The sequence below is a fragment of the Flavobacterium sp. PLA-DH12 genome (genome assembly GCF_059511845.1).
Genome location: NZ_JCAMPD010000001.1, coordinates 651,978 through 668,053 on the forward strand (window position 1 = coordinate 651,978; position 16,076 = coordinate 668,053).

Here is a 16,076-nt window from a genome sequence, read left to right on the forward strand (position 1 = left end):
CTATAACTAACAAAATTTAGAAATTCAATTTTTTAAAAGACGCTTAGAAACTAAGATTCTAAGTGACTAAGTTTTATCTTAGAATCCTTTTTGACCAATCTTTATTATCTTAGAACCTTAGTTACTTAGAACCTCAGAAACTTTTTTTCTCTGAAATTTCTTCATCAGCCATTTTCTAACTGGTTCATCGTATAATTTTAAGCATACAAAAGCTAGAACGATGCTTACGATTAAAACTCCGATTCCTTCTAAATAGCCATTTTCCATTGAAACTTTGTTATCCACAACCCATGCTGTAAACCAATAAATTAACGGATAATGTGTAATATAAATTGGATATGAGATATCACCTAGAAGCTTGCAAATCTTAAGAGAAAATTCGTTTTTAATTTCTCCTCCTGCTCCAATTGCAACAATTATCGGGAAAATAAAAATAATACAGATTGATTCATACAGACCATTTATCCAAAGACTGTTTTCATCTCCAAATCTCGGCAACGCCAAAACAATAGTGATTAAAATACTGCAAATCCAGAAAGCATTTTTTACGTGGATTAATTTTCCTAATCGGCATAATAAAACCCCAGCAAAAAATGGGTACAGCAAACGGGTAAAACCAACATACATTTGCTCAACATTTAGTGACCATCCTCCGATTACGTCACCTTTTGGTCCAAAAACAGTATAATTAATTAATAGTCCGGCAAATATCAATACAAAAACTGACATTACTTTATTCGAAAATTTACGGAAGATTAAGGCGTACAAGATGTTTGCAATATATTCGAAAAAAAGCGACCATGCCGGACCATTTAAAGGATGCATTTCTCCCCAACCTCTAATTTCTAATGAAGGAGGAATTGGCAGTAATGTAAATCCGATTACCATTGTTAGAATAACTTTCCAGACTTCCATCCCTGCAATTTGAGGGAAAAGTATATCTGAGGCTTGGAAATAGTAAAAGATAGCACCAATAATCATCCCCATGATTACCATTGGCTGTAAACGGATTAATCGGCGTTTGTAAAACTCCCATTGTCCCATTTTTACCCAACGATCGTCGTATGCGTAAGCGACAACAAACCCTGACAAAAGGAAAAAGAAATCTACGGCAAGATATCCGTGGTTTATAATTTGTTTAAAACGGTTTCCGCCAGCAAAAGCTTCAAAAATATGAAAAGCAACTACCAGAATAGCCGCTACGCCACGAAGACCATCAAGTATTTCGTAATGTTTTTTTGGTTTAATGTCAGATGAAATTGAACTCATTTGTTTTTGGTTTAAGTTAAGTTATAATTGTAGATTTTAGATTGCAGATTTTAGATTTTCTGCACTCTTAAAATTCGAAAATTAAGTTTGGAATTTGGAATTTAAAAATTGAAGTTTAATCTATTGGTGATTTTTGAGCCATTCTAATCTTCTTTGGTCTGGCAAGTGTTTTACCGTGAAGTTTTCGAATTTAGCTTCAAAACCTTTTCCGTCTGGAGAGGCAGCCATTAAACCAACCATTACTGGTGTGTTATCCTGAAGAGGTGCATTTCTCGTCATGATGTAATTTTTATCATCAAAAGAATAAAATATCTCAACAGCATCTAATCTTCGTACGGCTTTTATCCAGATAAAAGGAGGCACTTTTTCTAGAGTTGTTACACTCCAATCACTTTTATCGTGCGTTACAACGGTACTGATATTGAATTTTCCATCAACGAATTCAACTCCTGTTTTAATGTAATTCTTTTCGTCGATGCGAATCATTAATCCCATTTGATCAAAACGGGCAATGTAATTTCCCGTCAATTTTACTTTTGCTTCAAATTCGCCACCATAAGTTGCGTAGTAAAAAGGCGCATCATCGACTGTAAAACCATAATGCGAAATTCTCCAATAATCGCTATTCGCAGTGACATTCATAATTAAAGCATTGTTTTTAATTTCCCATTTTTCAGGTTCATTAAACCATTGCATTTTATTCAGACTTTGAGCCGAAAGGTTTTGAAATAGAACAAACCCAATCGTAAATAGTAGTATTCGTTTCATTATAATTTGATTCTTTATTTTATAAAAAGCAAAACTTCTAACGTTTCACATTTAACATTTTTACATCTAACTTTTTAAGACAAAAGCAAAGCTGCAAATTTTTACACTTGCAGCTTTACAAACCAACCAATTTTTAGAAATAAAAAAACTTATTTAAGTGAAAAATTCACTTTAGATTTTATATCTGTTGAAGAAGCACCAATAATTGCTTCAAAATCACCAGGTTCAGCAACCCAGTCGTGTTTTTTATCGTCAAAGAAACTTAAAGCCGTTTTATCAACTGTAAACGTTACTGTTTTCTCTTCTCCAGCTTTAAGAGCTATTTTCTCAAAACCTTTTAATTCTTTTACTGGACGTGGCAATGAAGATTTTAAATCAGAAATATACAATTGAACTACTTCAGAACCTTCTCTGCTTCCAGTATTTTTTACATTTACAGAGAATGTGATTTTATCTCCAGCATTCATTTGTTTTTTGTCTGCTGTTACTTTTCCGTAAACAAAAGTCGTGTAGCTTAAACCGTGGCCAAAAGAAAACAATGGTTTGATTTTGTTTTTATCAGCCCAACGGTAACCTACAAAAATTCCTTCATTGTATTTTACTGAATCACCACCTGGGAATTCGCCTAAAGCATGAGCTCCGTTATCAGATAATTTTACTGGGAAAGTGAAAGATAATTTTCCTGACGGATTCACATCGCCAACCAAAACATTTGCTAAAGCATTTCCAGCTTCAGTTCCTAAAAACCATCCTTGAACAATTCCTGGAACTTCTTTAATCCAAGGCATTGCAATTGCATTTCCAGAAATATTTACGAAAACAATGTTTTTGTTTACTTTCGCTAAATCGCTAATTAGTTTATCCTGACCATAAGATAAATTTAATTCATTACGATCATGTCCTTCGTCATCTTGATTTGGGCTTTTGTTCAATCCACCGATGAAAAGAACAATATCTGCATCTTTTGCTACTTTTAAAGCTTCTGCAGTCAATTCTGCTGGAGAACGTTTGTCTTCTAAACTTACTTTAGCAACAACTCCGTTATAGTTACTTGTAGGATCTCCTACATAACCTCTTGCGTATACAATTTCAGCTTGATTTCCGATTCTTTTCTTCAAACCTTCTAATGGTGTGATTTCGTATCTTGCTTTAAGCGAAGAACTTCCTCCACCAACAGTCATCATTTTAATCGCATTTTCTCCAATTACAGCAATCTTTTTAGTTTTAGAAAGATTGATTGGCAAAATGTTGTTGTTGTTTTGCAATAAAACAATTCCTTCTTCAGCAATTTTACGTCCTGCCAAGGCATGCTCTTCTGTTCCAAAAGATCCAAAAGGACGATTTCTATCCATTGTTGTCAAGAAAGATAAACGTAGAATACGACGCACTTTTTCGTCTAATTCTTTAGTTCCAACTTCTCCTTTTCTGATCATTTCAGAATATGGTTTTGCTAAGTAATAGTTGTCATAGGCATTACTTGTTCCCCAAGACAAACCATTTGTCCAAGAACCAAATTCCATATCTAAACCATTGTGGATAGCTTGTTTAGTGTCGTTTACACCACCCCAGTCAGAAACTACAACTCCTTTGAAGCCCCATTCTCCGCGAAGAATATCGTTTAACAAATATTCGTTATGGCAACATTGCTGTCCTTTGTATTTGTTGTATGCTCCCATAATTGACCAAACGTCACCTTCTTGAACTGCCGCTTTAAAAGCAGGAAGATAAATTTCGTATAATGTACGATCGTCAACAATTACGTCAACAGAATTACGTTTAGTTTCCTGATTGTTTAAAGCAAAATGTTTTACGCAAGCCGCAACTCCATTTGACTGCACTCCTTTAATATAAGGAACAACCATTTTTGAAGCTAAAAACGGATCCTCTCCCATATATTCGAAGTTACGTCCGTTTAATGGACTTCTGTAAATGTTTACACCAGGCCCTAATAATACGTTTTTGTTGCGGTAACGTGCTTCTTCTCCAATAGATTTACCATATAAAGAAGCCAATTCTTTGTTCCATGTTGATGAAAGTGCCGTAAGCGCTGGAAAAGCAATACAAGAATCGTTTGTCCATCCTGCCTGATCCCATTCGTCCCATTTTACCTCTGCACGAATTCCGTGTGGTCCATCGGTCATCCAGTTTTCTGGAATCCCAAGACGTTTTACACCTGGAGAACTAAATTTAGATTGCGCATGAATCATGGCAATTTTCTCTTCGGTAGTCATTCGTCTAAGCGCATCTTCTACACGCTCTTCAATCGGTTTTTTATCGTCTAGATAAACTGGCACTTTGTTCTGGGCATTCATTCCAACAGAACTTAGTAAAAGTAAAACAACAATTGTTTTAACGTTTTTTAACATAACAGTATTTATTAAAGCATTAGTTATAATAGGAAAGTCTTCTTACCGAAAAACTTTTTTTATCATATTGTAAAACTAAAACGTTATCGTACATGTTACATTTTTAGACAGAAAAAAGTAGTAGATTAAAAAACTAAAGTATTAATTTACAGAAACTTAACATTTTAAAAACACTAAAAAAAGTAGTGATTTTAAAACATTTTTTTACACTTTCAAAGTCTTTGAACCGATTTTCATGACCTTTTCTTCGAAATCATTTCGCGAAACTGCAGCCTTATTTCGAGCTCTTGTGCGATAGTTATAAATTGTGCTTAAAGAATAACGCAAAAATGCCGCTATTTTAACACTATCAGTAATTCCTAATCTGATTAAAGCAAAAATTCGAAGCTCGGTATTTAGCAATTCATTTTGCTTGAGAACAATCTGTTCTTCTGGTATTAATAAAGCATTGAAATCTTTGACAAATGTTGGGTATAAATTCAGAAAGATAATATCAAAGTTCTTATACAATTCCTCTAATTCATTATCAACCAAAGTAGTTGATTTTAATATTTTATAAATCTCATCAAACTGTTTCGCCGTTGCTTTCTTGTTCAAAATAATACGGTAATTCTCCAGTTTATTGATATAAGTCGAACAAAGATTGAAGAAATGTGCAATGTATTCTTCTTTAACCAAATTAGATTCAGACAATTGCAGGTTGCTTTCTTGAAGCTGACTGTTTGTTTCTGTAATATCTTTGTTTAATTCTGCCAATTTCTGACTGGTTTCGTAAAGTTCTGATCGAATTCTCGAAACCTTTTTCATCTGTAAATACACATAAATAACCGCAACAATCAAAAACAAAGAAAGCAGACTAATGCAAAGCAAGTAAATCTGCAATTCGCTTTTTCTTTGCGCTTCACGCTCTAAATACACGGTATTGATAATCGAATATACTTCTGACATGAGCAAAGTTCTAAACTGAACATTGCAATAAAGTGCGTCTTCAATAGCAGATTGTGTCAGTTTATAGGCCATATCAACATCTCCGATTTCATAAAAAACCAAAGCCAGTTCCTGTAAAGAAGCATTGTCTTTATTGGCGTTTTTAATATCTGAAGTAGCAGAAAGTGCGTAGTATCTTTTTCTGGCTTCCAAATCATGTGTCGCTTCACCAATTTTTCCTAACAAATAAGTAATCATCGCATATTGCGGACTTTCTTCTTTTGTTTTATTCAATAAAGCCAATAACTGCTTTTTAGGGTCATTGTATTTTTTATCAATAAAAATATCCTGCTGAATTCTATTAATTTGAAAATCCAAAGTATTCGGATTTAGAATACTTAATAATGAATCTCTATATTTTCCTATCTGTTTTCTATATTCTGGACTGTAACTATTTGCAGCATAATGCTCGAAAAACTCACGATACGAAATATAATAATTTGGAAGTAAGGAAGCAGGAAGGCTTTTTTTATTAATACTCTTTAAAATAGCTTCAGATTCACGGTATTTTCCAGAAGAGGAATAAAGCGTTACCAATTCCAATTGAGCCAAATTGAAAAGCTCTTTATTTTGAAGTTCTTCTGCAATTTTAAGGTTCTTTTTTACGTATTGAATAGCTGAATCTGAGTTTAGTTTCTGATATTCAAAGTACAGCGTTTTGTTGTAATTATACTCCTGCTCTTTCGTAAGATTTTCAGATTTTATTTTCTTGAAATTCGCAATTCGTTCTTCTTTAATTTTTACGTAATGCTGTTTATTTTTGATTGCTTCGTTTAGTTCTTTTAAAATAACATCTGTGCTCTCCGATGCAAAAAGAGGAAAGCTAATAAGAACTGTAAAAAGGGAAAGAAATAGATTTTTCAAACTGACAAAAAAATAAAATAAGATATACAAATATAATAAAGTGTGTATTCTAAAATATTACAAGTAAGCTTTTTTATAATTTTGTTTTAACAAACCCTATAAAACTTAAAAATTATGCCACACTTTATAATTGACTGTTCAGAAAATGTACTGCGCCGACTAGCTGCAGACGAAATAATACAGGGAGTTTTTGATGCCGCTTTATCAACTGATCTTTTTACTGCTTCGGAAATTAAAGTTCGTATTAATCCTTTTACAAATTATAACAACGGAAATACCTTAGATGATTTTATTCATGTTTTCGGCTACATTATGGAAGGGAGAAATGATGAGCAAAAGGGTAACCTATCAAAAGTAATTGTCACAAAACTGAATGACTTACTTCCAGAAGTTTCTGTAATTTCTATGAATGTCCAAGAATTTGAAAAATCAAATTATTTTAATAAAACAATGATATAAAAGCTCTTATGTTATCATCCATTTTATATCTCAAGCTTTAATGGCATAAAAAAATCTTTGCCAAAGTTTAAAATTTTGACAAAGATTTTTTTAAAACTTATATCACTTATATGGTTTAAAATCAAACCGCAATTGGCGCTGCCAAACAGCTTTCTGGAATATCAAAAGCATTTACCAAAGCCACCGCGTCGGGACGAATATCCCAGCAAAGCTGATTTACAATTTTACGGACTGCTTTGGTTTTAACCGCTTCCATATAACCGTCTTCCAGATACCAAGCTTTATTTTTTTCGATTGTAGAAAGTGCGTATAACTGATTCAATTTCGTCAAAATAGCTTTTGATGGTTCATCTTCAACAGCTTTTATTGCAAGTTGAAATTGTTCTAGAACTATTCTTTCTAAATACGCCTGTGCAACATCAATCATTTGATGCTGAACGACATTAAATGCATCATAAGGTTCTAATCCGCCATCGATTAATTTTTTGATGCGTCGTGCTGCAGAAGCCAGGATTGTCTTTTCTCTGTGAACAAATGCCTGAAGATGAAATTCTCCGTCTAATAAATGTTCGTCATCTGTCCTTCTCGTTACAATCGGATTTTTCTCAGCAATAGCTGTTTTTGCATTTTCATATACGTAATTAATGATTCCCAACGAGCCCATTTCTCCAAACGATTTTCTGAATTCTGCTAAACGATTTTTAGCCACTAATTGCATCAAAACTGTATTATCGCCCTCAAAAGTGGTATAGATTTCCGTGTCATTTTTAAGTGCATCGATTCGGTTTTCAGACAAATATCCTTTTCCTCCACACGCCTCACGGCATTCCTGCAAAATATCTCTCGTGCTCCAAGTAGAATACGATTTCATTCCTGCTGCCAAAGCTTCAATTTCCTGCATTTCAGCTTCGGTTCTATTTAAAAATCTGTTGGTTAGATATTGTAATGCAAAATGAACCGCATATGTTTTAGCCAGAGGTGGCAACAATCTGCGTTGATGCATTCTATAATTTAAGATCGGAACTTCAGATCCGCCTTCTGGTCCAAATTGTCTTCTTTGATCGCTGTAACGAATGGCAATTGTCAATCCAGATTTTGCTGCCGCTAAAGCCGAACGCGGAATCCCAATTCTTCCTCCTACCAAAGTGCCTAACATGGTAAAAAATCTACGATTATCACTCGGAATCGGACTTTCAAATTCGCCTTTGTCATTCACAGAAGCAAAACGATCAAGCATATCTTCTTTCGGAATTACTACATTATCGAAACTAATTGTTCCGTTATCAACACCATTTAATCCCATTTTATGGCCACAATCGCCAATTGTTACGCCACTTACGACATTTCCATTTGAATCGCGTAACGGAACCACAAACGCATTAACACCATAATCGTGATCGTCAATAATTAATTTCGCAAAAACAGTTGCTTTTTGTCCGTGAACAGCTGCGTTGCCAATATATTCTTTTTGCGCATTTTTGTTTGGTGTGTGAATGGTAAAAGTCTGATCGCTATGATTGTAAGTTGCTGTAGTTTCTAAACCTTTTACGTTCGATCCGTGATGTGTTTCGGTCATAGCAAAACAGCCAGGAAGTTTCAGCGAGCCTATATCTTTTAAATATTTAGCATAATGTTTTTCAGTTCCAAGAGATTGAACACTCATTCCCCAAAGTCCAAACTGAACACCAAATTTAATCACCAGACTTAAATCGTGATAGCTCAGCGTTTCCATAATTGCAAAATAATCTTCGATATTTCCTCCCCCACCGTATTCTTTTGGATAAGCCATGCTTCCAAGATTTTCATCGGCTAGAATTTTACACCATTTGTAAACGGTTTGTCTGAAAACGTTAATATCGGTAGAAGTTTCATAAGCAAATTCGGGTCTTGAAATCACCGATTTTACCCTTTTGATTATTGCAGCTTCTTTTCCATCTAAAATCTGAGTGATTTTCTGAATATCAAAACTGGCATTGGTATGAGAATCGGCTGTAAAAGTGCCTGCTTTGGTTTTAAAGTTTTGAAGCGCTTCTTCACCCAAAATTCCCAAATCATTTTCCAACTTTTTAAAATCGGATTCTATTGGAGTTAAATCTAAATCGGTTCCCGAAAGTGCTTTTGCAATATCAAAAATCGACTTAACAGAAGATTTATCCTGAATGCTTTTTTCAATATCTAATTTCCATTGTGTGAGTTCATTTCGCGAAGGCGGATTTGAAATATCTACTTTAGAAAGTAAATATTCTTTTTCTTCTTGAGATAATACATTTAGAGAATTTATAAATCCTTGTAAAGTTGTAAACTCTTTTTGCGTCAGTAAATCATCTGACCATACTAAATAAAATAACGGAGTAAAGGCTTGAAGTTTGGCTGGTTTCATATAATAAATATTCGGTTCGTAATAGTTTTTTCTGCCACAGATCAAACGTTTTTTTTGTTTGCCACGAATTCCACTGATTTTCACGAATTAATTATTCTAAAATGACGAACAAAATTTGTGGAAATTAGTGGAATTCGTGGCAACATTTTTTAAACACAAAGAATATAATCCTTTTAATCTGTGTATCCCGATAGCTATCGGGAGTGGCTAAATATTTTTTCAGTTTATCGCATAAAAAAACAGGAATGAAATATACTCATTCCTGTTTAAACATCCTGTTAAGATTCTGACAATTTTCGATTTTAAACCAATAAAAAATATGAAAACTAAGAATTAAGAACCTTTGGATATTGAGGTCATTTTTTGCTTAATGGCAAAAATATGATGCGAATTAAAAACTAACACTGCGGTAAAAATGATACCGTATGCTGTAATCTGCAATGGCGTAATATTTTCTTTGAAGAAAAAGGCTGCCAAACCAAATGCAATCATCGGATTAATGTTTAATAACATTCCAACTGTTGAAGAGTTGATTCCTGAAAGTGCATATAAATTGAGAAATAACGGAATTATAGTAAATACAATTGCAATGGTTTCAATGCAGAGATAAAACTTAAATTCCGTTGGAACCGGTCCCCCAAAAACCGGATAAAACGGTAATAATACTAATGCTGCCAAGGTAATATGAAAAGTCAGTACAATAAATTTATCAAAACCTTTATTGGCACGCTGGCTTACTAAATAAGAGGCATAAGTTAATCCGATAATGATACTGAAAACCATATCCATAATAGCAGCGTACGACAATAATACACAGCCTGAAATACTTAATCCTACAGAAATCCACTGCATTTTAGACAGTTTCTCTTGTAATATAAAATAAGCTAATATGGTAGTCAGAATTGGACAAACTAAATATGCCAGAGAAGTTGCTTTAACACTGACATGATTCATTACATAAATATATGTAAACCAATTTCCCATCAAAAAAGCACTTCCGCCAATATTCAATAAAACAGATTTTCTTTTTTCTGATTTTGGCAATGCTTTAAAAATTTCGATGGTCTCTTTTATTTGTTTTCTTTTGAATAACAAAGCAATCAAAAGCATCAAAATACTACAACTGAAAACGCGATAAAACAAAATATCTAATGATGGATATTCATGAATTGGTCTTAAAACCAAGCTGAAAAGTCCCCATGTAGTAAAGGCAATAATTGCCGCTATATAATACTTTGTTGTTTTCACAAAAACTCCGATTTGATTTGTTTTCTTTTGATAAGGCAAATTTCTAAAAAATTAAACAGCAATACAGATACAGTTTTTGTAAATTGCAGCATAACAGTTTTTATTTTTACAATGAAAAATTCCAATTACTTATATCTTCAATTTGCTGACCTCATCGAAAAACAGATCAAATCTGGACTTTTAAATGTAGGCGACAAACTACCATCTATACGAGAAGTGTGCGCTGAAACTGGTTACAGCATGAGTACTGTCAGCAAGGCATATTACGAAGTTGAAAGCCGTTCTTTGATCGAATCTAGACCGCAATCAGGCTATTATGTAAGTAATATTTCGGCTAGAACAATTCCAGAACCATCGGCAAGCAAACCGCTTTTGACCCTTGAAAATATTGAACGTGAGGATTTGGTTGATTTGGTTTATGGTGATATGCGTAAAAAAGATATTACGATGCTTTCGCTTGGTTTTCCATCAAATGAATTACTTCCGATTGCGAAACTGAATAAAGGAATGGTTCAGGCCATGCGCCAATTACCCAACAGCGGAACGAGTTATGAAGAAATTGAAGGTAATAGTAATTTAAGAAAAGAAATTGCGCGCTGGTCGTTTACTTGGGGCGGTTCTTTGACTGAAGATGATATTATAACAACTCCGGGCTGTATTTCGGCAATTTCGGATTGTTTACTAACGCTGACTAAGCCGGGAGATACGATTATTACAGAAAGTCCGGTTTACTTTGGAATTCTGCAATTGGCGAGATCATTGGGTTTGTATGTAATGGAACTTCCAACTAATATGACAACAGGAATCGAATTGGAAGCGGTCAAAAAAACACTTTCTACGAATAAAGTAAAAGCTTGTGTTTTGATGAGTAATTTCAGTAATCCGTCGGGAAGCATGCTACCAAATGAACATAAAAAGGAAATCGTCCGTTTAATGGATTTTTATAATGTCCCGCTAATTGAAGATGACATTCACGGTGATTTGTATTTTGGAACAAGCCGTCCGACAAACTGTAAAACGTATGATGAAAGTGGTATCGTTTTGTGCTGCAGTTCAGTTTCCAAAAGTCTGGCACCAGGCTATCGTGTGGGTTGGGTTTCTCCAGGGAAGTTTAAAAAAGAAGTTCTGAGAACCAAATTGTACCATACGATCTCCAATTCAACTATTACTCACGAAGTCGTTGGTGACTTTCTAAAAAACGGTCGCTATGAAAACCATCTTAGAAAAATTCGCCAAATTCTGAATCGCAACTGTACCAATTACATCAATACGGTTTTAGAATCTTTTCCTGCAGGAACAAAAGTGAGTCAGCCTCAAGGTGGTTTTTTCCTTTGGGTCGAATTGAATAAAAAAATAGATACTGCTGCTTTTTATCATTTAGCGTTACAGCATAATATTAGTATTGCGCCTGGAAGGATTTTTTCGTTTCAAAATCAGTTTTCTAACTGTATGCGATTAAGTTTTGGATTGCCTTGGTCTAATGAATTGAGAACTGCTATTCAGACGTTGGGAAGGCTGGCGAAGCAATTGTAGACTAAGAAAATCAACACAATTTTATCAACATCATCAAATTAACATAGCCCGTGGTTTCAACCACGGGAACGCATAATAGTTTTTGATATTCTTTGTGTTCCAGCGGTTGAAACCGCTGGCTATATTTAAGACGTTTGCGTTATAATTGTTGTCTATATTTATTTTTTAAAATGACAAAACAAAAAAAACTGGACAGCGCAACTACACACTGTCCAGCCAACAATTAAAAGAAGACCAAAATTAAATAGTTATAAGACAAAATAAGCGTCTTTCTCGACTTTCTTAGGTTCGTCATTTAATTCAAATTCTTTCAGGATATCAAATTCACTTTGATATTCATTCAGCATTTGCTTGATATTTTTTTCAATTGTATTTGCAATTGCCGTAACTGGAGTATCTGTTGGTCGGTTTTCAAACGGATCTTGCAAGTGAATTGCCATTCTTTCGATTAAAAAGAAAGCGGCACCAATTGCAGTAATCAACGGAATTGCGAACCAGCTTAATACGCTTGTTAATCCGAAAGGCAATACAAAAATGAATAAACACAAAGTCAATCTGATATACATGCTATATGTTGTTGGGAAAATCGTGTTTTTAATACGCTCACATTTTCCCATTTCATCACATAATCTAGACAAAGTATTATCAATTTCTACCTGCTGATACATGTTGATTTTCTTTTCGTTTTTAGCGGTTCTTAAATCCCTCGCGTGCAGCATCAAAATGGCATTTGGAACGTTCTGATGATTTTTGATGTATTTGATTTCTTCTTCGCTAATTAAACCTTCAAGCGGTTTTATGGCATCTCTTTTTCTAAGTGATTCTCCTAAACTGTAACACCATGCAATTTGCCTTTTGGCAAAATTTTCTTTGAATTCGCTGGCTTCAACTGAATAACCAGGATCATTGTAAAAGGTTAAAACTTGACGAATAAGTGTTCTTGAATCATTCACTACAGCTCCCCAAACTATTCTCGCTTCCCACCATCTATCGTAAGCTTGATTGGACTTAAAAGCTAATAATAAGGAAATAATTGTTCCAATCATGGTTGGAATCGCAATCGGGATATCTACAGGAAGATTGATGAAATAATGATGAAAAATTTCAAATAGTACTGTATACGCCAGTACTAGAGCAATTTCTACTTTAATTTTCCCGAGAACGTACTTCATTGGTATTCTTTTCTTTAATAACATATTTTCGGTTATAATTAAATTAATATTTTTTTTTAAGGTTCTAAGAAACTAAGGAGCTAAGACGTTAAGGAATTAAAGTTTACCAATTAAAAAACTTAGAACCTTAGAACCTCAGAGGCTTAGATTCTTAGAAATCAAACCATCTCTTCGTACAATGAAAGAACCGGAAGGCCTAATTTTTCATTGACATTTTCTTTTTTGACTTTTTTAAATTTGATTTTTTCGCCTTTGCGCGTTTCCACTAACATATCAATATTATGTTTTGAAATGGCTTCTGATAAAAACGGCGCAACATTTTCGTAGTTATCTTCAAAACTGGCGGTCTGGCTAACAATTTCAAAAGAGAAATTGGCGCTTAAAAATTCCTGCACATCTTTTACATGGATATTCTTGCTTGAATTTTCTACATATAAAGCTTTATGGAAAACCTCTTTATTGACTTCTGTACTTAAATGAAGAATTGGGCATTTTTGATTCCCAGCCAATTGCACTAAATACTGATGAATTCTTTTGCTTTCTTGCTTATAAGAGTGCGTAAGAATAACCAGCTTTACCGAAAAAGCTTCAATTAGACGTTTGAAAATTGGCGCTGAAAGTCCGTATTGGTTGTGAACTTTTAGCTTAATATTTGGAGTATGTTCTATAATATATCGGCAAGTTTCTAAAACTTCTTCCTGACTTTTGCTAAGTCCAGATCTCATTTCTCTCAAAAAACCAGAAGAAGAAAACGTATCAGGAGCTTCTGAAACTAATACTAAAATAATTTCCGATTCCGTATTCTTAGACTGATTTACCGCAGATTTAACAGCCGAAATAGTATCATCTTTTAAAGTTGTAGGTATAAGAAAATTTTTCATAAGTATATCTTTTAGTTTATACCTACAAAATAACTGTCCGCAAATTAGACCTTAATTAATTTAAAATTAGAATTTTCTAAAATTAAACATTAGATTTTTTAATGTTGCCTTTTTTGAAGATGATCGTAACGATTGTTCCCTTGTTTTGTTCTGACTGTACTTGAAGTTCACCATCGTGCATTCTAATGATTTTAGACGCTAAGGGCAATCCTAAACCATAGCCAATATACTTAGCCGCAATTTTACCTCTAAAGAAAGGCTCATACAAATGCGGAATATCTTCTGGCGGAATTCCGATACCAATATCATTGATCGTGATTTTGATCATTTCTTTATTGGCTGTAAGATTTACAAAGACTTCGTTGTTGTCTGAATATTTTACCCCATTAGTAATAATATTATTGATAGCCAATTCTAAAAGTGGTTTATTGCATGGTAACAATAATAGATTAGAATCTTCTGGAGCAAAATTAAGTTTAATGCTTACGCGGTTATCTGGATAAATTTTATCTAAATCTGATTTTACATCCAATAACAATTCGTCCATTCGGGCAATATCTGAAACTTGTTTTTGTCCGTCATATCCTGTCTGCGTCAATTTAAGAAGACTTTCTGTCAAATTTCCTAATCTTGAAGCCTGGCTGTAAATGTTTTGCAAAGATTCTACATATTCATGCTTTTCTCTCTCTTTTAGCAGCATAATCTCAGATTCGGCAATAATGGTTGTAATTGGCGTTTTTAATTCATGAGAAGCATTATTGATAAAGTTAGCCTGAATTTCAAAAGAAGTTTCCAATCGATCCAACATATTATTGAACGTATTGGTCAAATCTGATATTTCATCAGAATTTTTAACTTCGGGAAGACGGTTATGTAAATTAGAAGCACTAATTCTTTTTACTTCTTTAGTAATTCTCGCGACAGGATTAATAACACGTTTTGCTAGAAATCGTCCTAAAAGAAAAGCAAGAATTACAAATCCAATTCCGCCAAAAAGCATAATTTTGACAATATAAACGGTTGTATCTCTACCTTTGCGGTCTCTCGCACCAACAATCACAATATATTTCTGATTGTTTTCTTGAAAAATCTGTCCTAAATAATATTTATTATCTCTTTCATAAGAATCTTTTCCCGTTCTTAAGATATTGGTATAAAAGGTATTTGGAAGATTGAGATTAGTATTATAATCAAAACTATTATGGCTATTTATTTTTAATACATATTCTTCTTCCTCAATTAATTCCTCAAGACCATTTTTTTGAAGATTTTTATAATATTTAATTTTCTCTGGGTCTTTTTGAAAATGAATTGAAGCGACAATTTTTGCTCTATCGTCTAATCGCTTTAAAAAGTGATATCGATTGTTTTCTCTAAAAAGAAAAAATACGATAATACACAATAGCGAAGTGCTAAAGGTTGAAAGGGCAACATAATTGAAAGTGATTTTTTTTCTAATATCCATATTATGGCTTAATTACATAACCTAAACCCTTCATGGTATGAATCAGTTTGGTTGAAAAAGGCTTATCTATCTTTCTTCTTAAGTACGTAATATACACATCGACAACATTGGTATTCATATCAAAATTAATATCCCAAACATTGTCCAAAATTTGATCGCGCGAAACAATGCGTCCCGTATTTTTAGCCAAATAATATAAAAGTTTAAATTCTTTGGCTGTCAATACAATGTTTTCACCATCTCTTTTAACCGTTTTGGCACGACCATTTATTTCTAAATCAGCAATTGTGATGGTGTCTATTTTTTCTGTTTCCTGCTGCGATCTTCTGTATAAAGCATTTACTCTGGCGTCTAATTCGCCAAATTTAAAAGGCTTGACCAGATAATCATCCGCACCAGAATTAAGACCGGTTACAATGTTTTCTGAAGTTCCAAGAGCCGTTAAAAGTAAAATGGGCACAAAGTTTTTTGCTGCTCGAAGTCTTCTGCAGATTTCAATTCCGTTAACATCAGGAAGCATAACGTCTAAAATTACAACATCGAAAGTATAATTATGAATCATTTCTATCGCAGTTTGACCATCCATAGCAACGCTTACTTCATTATTATTTTCTGCAAAACCTTTTCGTAATATCGATAATAGATTTGGCTCGTCTTCGACTATCAGTAATTTCATATTAAGAA

General features: G+C 33.6%; 12 protein-coding genes. 2 read left to right on the forward strand and 10 right to left on the reverse strand.

Annotated elements, in window-relative coordinates; genetic code table 11:
- Positions 1–117 precede the first annotated feature (117 nt).
- From AC5ZCW_RS02760 to susR, 4 genes are all read right to left on the reverse strand, one after another.
- Positions 118–1,269, reverse strand: coding sequence for an acyltransferase family protein (locus AC5ZCW_RS02760; protein ID WP_496117765.1), 1,152 nt, complete (start codon positions 1,267–1,269; stop codon positions 118–120).
- A gap of 120 nt (positions 1,270–1,389) precedes the next feature.
- Complete coding sequence (locus AC5ZCW_RS02765; RefSeq protein ID WP_496117767.1) at positions 1,390–2,037, reverse strand: DUF1349 domain-containing protein; 648 nt, start codon at positions 2,035–2,037, stop codon at positions 1,390–1,392.
- A 149-nt stretch (positions 2,038–2,186) separates the two neighbouring features.
- Positions 2,187–4,403 (reverse strand): glycoside hydrolase family 3 C-terminal domain-containing protein, encoded by a 2,217-nt coding sequence (locus AC5ZCW_RS02770; RefSeq protein ID WP_496117769.1) that lies wholly within the window; start codon positions 4,401–4,403, stop codon positions 2,187–2,189.
- A gap of 204 nt (positions 4,404–4,607) precedes the next feature.
- Positions 4,608–6,254, reverse strand: a complete 1,647-nt coding sequence (gene susR / locus AC5ZCW_RS02775) for a SusR family glycan utilization regulator (protein ID WP_343543283.1) — start codon at positions 6,252–6,254, stop codon at positions 4,608–4,610.
- A gap of 114 nt (positions 6,255–6,368) precedes the next feature.
- On the opposite strand from susR, the gene AC5ZCW_RS02780 reads away from it, so the two are divergent.
- Positions 6,369–6,713: a 5-carboxymethyl-2-hydroxymuconate Delta-isomerase gene (locus AC5ZCW_RS02780; protein WP_343543285.1), complete on the forward strand. Its 345-nt coding sequence runs from the start codon at positions 6,369–6,371 to the stop codon at positions 6,711–6,713.
- Positions 6,714–6,834: 121 nt separating this feature from the next.
- Here AC5ZCW_RS02780 and AC5ZCW_RS02785 read toward each other — a convergent pair whose 3' ends face one another.
- Together AC5ZCW_RS02785 and AC5ZCW_RS02790 are read right to left on the reverse strand one after the other, a co-directional pair.
- Positions 6,835–9,093, reverse strand: a complete 2,259-nt coding sequence (locus AC5ZCW_RS02785) for an acyl-CoA dehydrogenase family protein (RefSeq protein WP_496117771.1) — start codon at positions 9,091–9,093, stop codon at positions 6,835–6,837.
- Between the two features lie 333 nt (positions 9,094–9,426).
- On the reverse strand, positions 9,427–10,341 hold the full coding sequence (locus AC5ZCW_RS02790; protein WP_496117773.1) for an EamA family transporter: 915 nt from the start codon (positions 10,339–10,341) through the stop codon (positions 9,427–9,429).
- A 111-nt stretch (positions 10,342–10,452) separates the two neighbouring features.
- Between AC5ZCW_RS02790 and AC5ZCW_RS02795 the strand changes: the two genes are divergently transcribed.
- Complete coding sequence (locus AC5ZCW_RS02795; protein ID WP_496117775.1) at positions 10,453–11,874, forward strand: aminotransferase-like domain-containing protein; 1,422 nt, start codon at positions 10,453–10,455, stop codon at positions 11,872–11,874.
- A 248-nt stretch (positions 11,875–12,122) separates the two neighbouring features.
- On the opposite strand, the gene AC5ZCW_RS02800 is transcribed toward AC5ZCW_RS02795, so the two are convergent.
- The 4 genes from AC5ZCW_RS02800 to AC5ZCW_RS02815 all read right to left on the reverse strand — a co-directional run bounded on the left by AC5ZCW_RS02800 (position 12,123) and on the right by AC5ZCW_RS02815 (position 16,068).
- A complete protein-coding gene (locus AC5ZCW_RS02800) occupies positions 12,123–13,070 on the reverse strand; it encodes a bestrophin family protein (protein WP_343543292.1) in 948 nt (315 codons plus the stop codon).
- A 134-nt stretch (positions 13,071–13,204) separates the two neighbouring features.
- A complete protein-coding gene (locus tag AC5ZCW_RS02805) occupies positions 13,205–13,927 on the reverse strand; it encodes a hypothetical protein (RefSeq protein ID WP_496117777.1) in 723 nt (240 codons plus the stop codon).
- Between the two features lie 82 nt (positions 13,928–14,009).
- Complete coding sequence (locus AC5ZCW_RS02810; protein WP_281632225.1) at positions 14,010–15,392, reverse strand: HAMP domain-containing sensor histidine kinase; 1,383 nt, start codon at positions 15,390–15,392, stop codon at positions 14,010–14,012.
- A gap of 1 nt (position 15,393) precedes the next feature.
- On the reverse strand, positions 15,394–16,068 hold the full coding sequence (locus tag AC5ZCW_RS02815; RefSeq protein ID WP_343543296.1) for a response regulator transcription factor: 675 nt from the start codon (positions 16,066–16,068) through the stop codon (positions 15,394–15,396).
- Positions 16,069–16,076 lie beyond the last annotated feature (8 nt).

What these genes read in the sequence shown, in the direction of transcription:
- AC5ZCW_RS02760 (WP_496117765.1), bottom strand. Translation starts at nt 1,269, where the DNA reads ATGAGTTCAATTTCATCTGACATTAAACCAAAAAAACATTACGAAATA.
- AC5ZCW_RS02765 (WP_496117767.1), bottom strand. Translation starts at nt 2,037, where the DNA reads ATGAAACGAATACTACTATTTACGATTGGGTTTGTTCTATTTCAAAAC.
- AC5ZCW_RS02770 (WP_496117769.1), bottom strand. Translation starts at nt 4,403, where the DNA reads ATGTTAAAAAACGTTAAAACAATTGTTGTTTTACTTTTACTAAGTTCT.
- AC5ZCW_RS02780 (WP_343543285.1), top strand. Translation starts at nt 6,369, where the DNA reads ATGCCACACTTTATAATTGACTGTTCAGAAAATGTACTGCGCCGACTA.
- AC5ZCW_RS02785 (WP_496117771.1), bottom strand. Translation starts at nt 9,093, where the DNA reads ATGAAACCAGCCAAACTTCAAGCCTTTACTCCGTTATTTTATTTAGTA.
- AC5ZCW_RS02795 (WP_496117775.1), top strand. Translation starts at nt 10,453, where the DNA reads ATGAAAAATTCCAATTACTTATATCTTCAATTTGCTGACCTCATCGAA.
- AC5ZCW_RS02800 (WP_343543292.1), bottom strand. Translation starts at nt 13,070, where the DNA reads ATGTTATTAAAGAAAAGAATACCAATGAAGTACGTTCTCGGGAAAATT.
- AC5ZCW_RS02805 (WP_496117777.1), bottom strand. Translation starts at nt 13,927, where the DNA reads ATGAAAAATTTTCTTATACCTACAACTTTAAAAGATGATACTATTTCG.
- AC5ZCW_RS02810 (WP_281632225.1), bottom strand. Translation starts at nt 15,392, where the DNA reads ATGGATATTAGAAAAAAAATCACTTTCAATTATGTTGCCCTTTCAACC.
- AC5ZCW_RS02815 (WP_343543296.1), bottom strand. Translation starts at nt 16,068, where the DNA reads ATGAAATTACTGATAGTCGAAGACGAGCCAAATCTATTATCGATATTA.